Consider the following 2,481-nt stretch of genomic DNA (forward strand, 5'->3'; position numbering starts at 1 on the left):
GCGTCCGCGGGCGCGGCGGCTGGGCGCGCTCGCTGACCGTGTTCTCCGGTTACGCGCTGATCGCCGCCGCCGTGCTGACGGCGACCGGGCTGGTCAGTGCCGCCGGGGTGCTGGGCCTCGGCCCGGACTGGTGGACCACCGGCTACGGCCAGGTGGTGCTGGCCAAGACCGCGGTCCTGGTGGTGCTCCTCGCGCTGGGCGGCTGGCACCGTCGTCGATGGGTGCCCGCGGCCACCCGGCACCGGATCGCCGACGATGACTCGCTGCGCCGAGCGGTGACCTCGGTGGCTGGACTGTCGGTGGCGCTCGGCCTGGCCGCCGGTCTGGCGGCGACGTCGCCGATCGGCGGGTAGGTTCGAAGGGTGGCAAGTGAAAAGTCCCGCATCGGTTCGGCCAAGCGTGCCCTGGGGCACCTGGTACGTCCGTACCCTGTCCGCGATCTGCCGACCGGACGCTATCTGGAACTGCCCGGGCGCGGGACGACGTTCATCACCGAATCGGGCCCGCCGGACGCGCCGACGCTGTTCCTGATGCACTCGGTGGCCACCACCGGGCTGCTCTGCTGGTACCCGGTGATCCCGGAAGTGAACCAGCGCTACCGCGTCATCACGATCGATCACCGCTGGCACGGTCGCGGTATCCGGTCGGCCGAGTTCACGCTCGACGCCTGCGCCGACGATACTGTCGCGGTGGCCGACCAGCTCGGCATCGACAACTTCATCGCCGCCGGCTTTTCGATGGGCGGCGGCATCGCTCAGCTCGCCTGGCAGCGGCACCGCGATCGGGTCGCCGGTCTGGTGCTGTGCTCCACTGGACCCTATTTCTCCAGCATCGACCCCGAGGAGCTCGCGCGCGACCACACGGTGGGTGCGATCGGCGCCCGCCTGGACCGCTACTTGCCACTTTCGTCGGACATCCGGCTCAACGACTGGTCGGGCAGCACCCTGGGCTGGGGTGTCCGGCAGTTTCTCTCGACGCCGATCAGCAAGTTCGGCGCATTCAGCGAGGCGATGGCGCAGTTCGACTCGCGGGAGTGGCTCGGTGACGTCGATGTGCCTGCGTCCGTGGTGATCTCGACCCGGGATAAGACGGTGCCGCCGGAGCGGCAGGCGTTGCTGTCCGAGGGGATCGGCGACGCCCTCGTCTTCCCTGTTGACGGCGGGCATGCCTGCTGCGTTTTGGGTGCCGAACGCTTTGTTCCGGCCTTTTCTGAGGCCGTGGATTCGGTCCGGGCACGGCGCCAGGTAGACTCATTTTCGCGCTGAGTTCAGCGCCTGCGCCCCTATAGCTCAGTTGGTAGAGCTACGGACTTTTAATCCGCAGGTCCCAGGTTCGAGCCCTGGTGGGGGCACTTACTCGTCAGCGTGTCGGCCGAACAGTTTCAGGAAGGCGTTGACGGCGAAGTCGGCGCGCTCATCGATCTCGGCTTCGGTCATCAGTGGCTCGCCGTACAGGCAGCGAGTATGGCTGTCCTGGACCGCCAGGCCGTAAAACGCCGTCGCCGCCGCCAGCGGATCGTCGACGGTCAGAATTCCTTCCTCGGCGAGGTGTTGAAAATATCCGGCCAGTTGCTTGCGGCCGCGATCGCCGCCGACGGCGAGCACCGTCTGCTGCACCGTCGGGTTGGTCATCACCGCGCGCGCCAGCGCCAATGTCCGGCGACTGTGCACCAGGCGCAGCAGCGTCCGAGCAAAGCCGACGAGGGCCTCGGTCGGTTCAGCGTCCTCCTCGGCCCGAGCATTGAACATTCCCGGCCGATAGTGGTGCGCCACGGCGGCGCGCAGCAGCCCGTCGCGATTCTCGAACCACGAGTAGACGGTGCTCTTGGACGCGCGGGCCCGCTGGGCCACCGCGGCCACCGTGAAGCCGCCGTAGCCGTCGTCGGTCAAGACGTCGAGGGCGGCGTCGAGCATGGCGTTCTGCCGGTTCGCCAATTCCTCGCGGCGGGGCCGCCCGCGTCGTTCCTCCATGTCCCACAATGTACGGCGACGAGCTAAAGGCCGGTAGCCCGAATCCGGTCGTGACCTGACGATTTGTGAATTGCTCGGCTCGTGCCATACGCTGGTCAAGCTCCCACGAGGACAGCTGGCCCCCTTCGTTTAGCGGCCTAGGACGCCGCCCTTTCAAGGCGGTAGCGCGGGTTCGAATCCCGTAGGGGGTACGACTCCGTGGATATCACGGAGATAACTGAACAAGGCCCTGTGGCGCAGTTGGTTAGCGCGCCGCCCTGTCACGGCGGAGGTCGCGGGTTCGAGTCCCGTCAGGGTCGCCATTACGGCGTCGGTGCGTTATGCACCAATCCGGCCAGGTAGCTCAGTTGGTACGAGCGTCCGCCTGAAAAGCGGAAGGTCGTCGGTTCGATCCCGACTCTGGCCACGCACGACAAGCAGTATCGCAACAATTTCATATGGCCCTGTGGCGCAGTTGGTTAGCGCGCCGCCCTGTCACGGCGGAGGTCGCGGGTTCGAGTCCCGTCAGGGT

3 protein-coding genes and 4 tRNA genes are annotated in these 2,481 nt (G+C 67.3%); 6 read left to right on the forward strand and 1 reads right to left on the reverse strand.

The window, feature by feature from the left end; genetic code table 11:
* From WAW85_RS06020 to WAW85_RS06030, 3 genes are all read left to right on the forward strand, one after another.
* A partial coding sequence (locus tag WAW85_RS06020; protein WP_422558731.1) for a CopD family protein occupies nt 1-353 on the forward strand: 353 nt, incomplete at its 5' end.
* Nucleotides 354-362: 9 nt separating this feature from the next.
* A complete protein-coding gene (locus WAW85_RS06025; protein WP_422558732.1) occupies nt 363-1,265 on the forward strand; it encodes an alpha/beta fold hydrolase in 903 nt (300 codons plus the stop codon).
* A 13-nt stretch (nt 1,266-1,278) separates the two neighbouring features.
* Nucleotides 1,279-1,351 (forward strand) — tRNA-Lys (locus WAW85_RS06030).
* A 1-nt stretch (nt 1,352) separates the two neighbouring features.
* Here WAW85_RS06030 and WAW85_RS06035 read toward each other — a convergent pair.
* Nucleotides 1,353-1,970, reverse strand: coding sequence for a TetR/AcrR family transcriptional regulator C-terminal domain-containing protein (locus WAW85_RS06035; protein ID WP_422558733.1), 618 nt, complete (start codon nt 1,968-1,970; stop codon nt 1,353-1,355).
* Nucleotides 1,971-2,088: 118 nt separating this feature from the next.
* On the opposite strand from WAW85_RS06035, the gene WAW85_RS06040 reads away from it, so the two are divergent.
* The 3 genes from WAW85_RS06040 to WAW85_RS06050 all read left to right on the forward strand — a co-directional run bounded on the left by WAW85_RS06040 (nt 2,089) and on the right by WAW85_RS06050 (nt 2,376).
* Nucleotides 2,089-2,161: transfer RNA gene (locus WAW85_RS06040), tRNA-Glu, on the forward strand.
* A gap of 34 nt (nt 2,162-2,195) precedes the next feature.
* Nucleotides 2,196-2,272: transfer RNA gene (locus tag WAW85_RS06045), tRNA-Asp, on the forward strand.
* A 30-nt stretch (nt 2,273-2,302) separates the two neighbouring features.
* Nucleotides 2,303-2,376 (forward strand) — tRNA-Phe (locus WAW85_RS06050).
* Nucleotides 2,377-2,481: the final 105 nt, after the last annotated feature.

It is taken from the genome of Gordonia sp. (in: high G+C Gram-positive bacteria) (assembly GCF_049299075.1).
Classification (GTDB): domain Bacteria; phylum Actinomycetota; class Actinomycetes; order Mycobacteriales; family Mycobacteriaceae; genus Gordonia.

Bases quoted from the DNA above. Each gene is read 5' to 3' on its own strand.
- WAW85_RS06035 (WP_422558733.1), bottom strand. From the start codon at position 1,970: ATGGAGGAACGACGCGGGCGGCCCCGCCGCGAGGAATTGGCGAACCGG.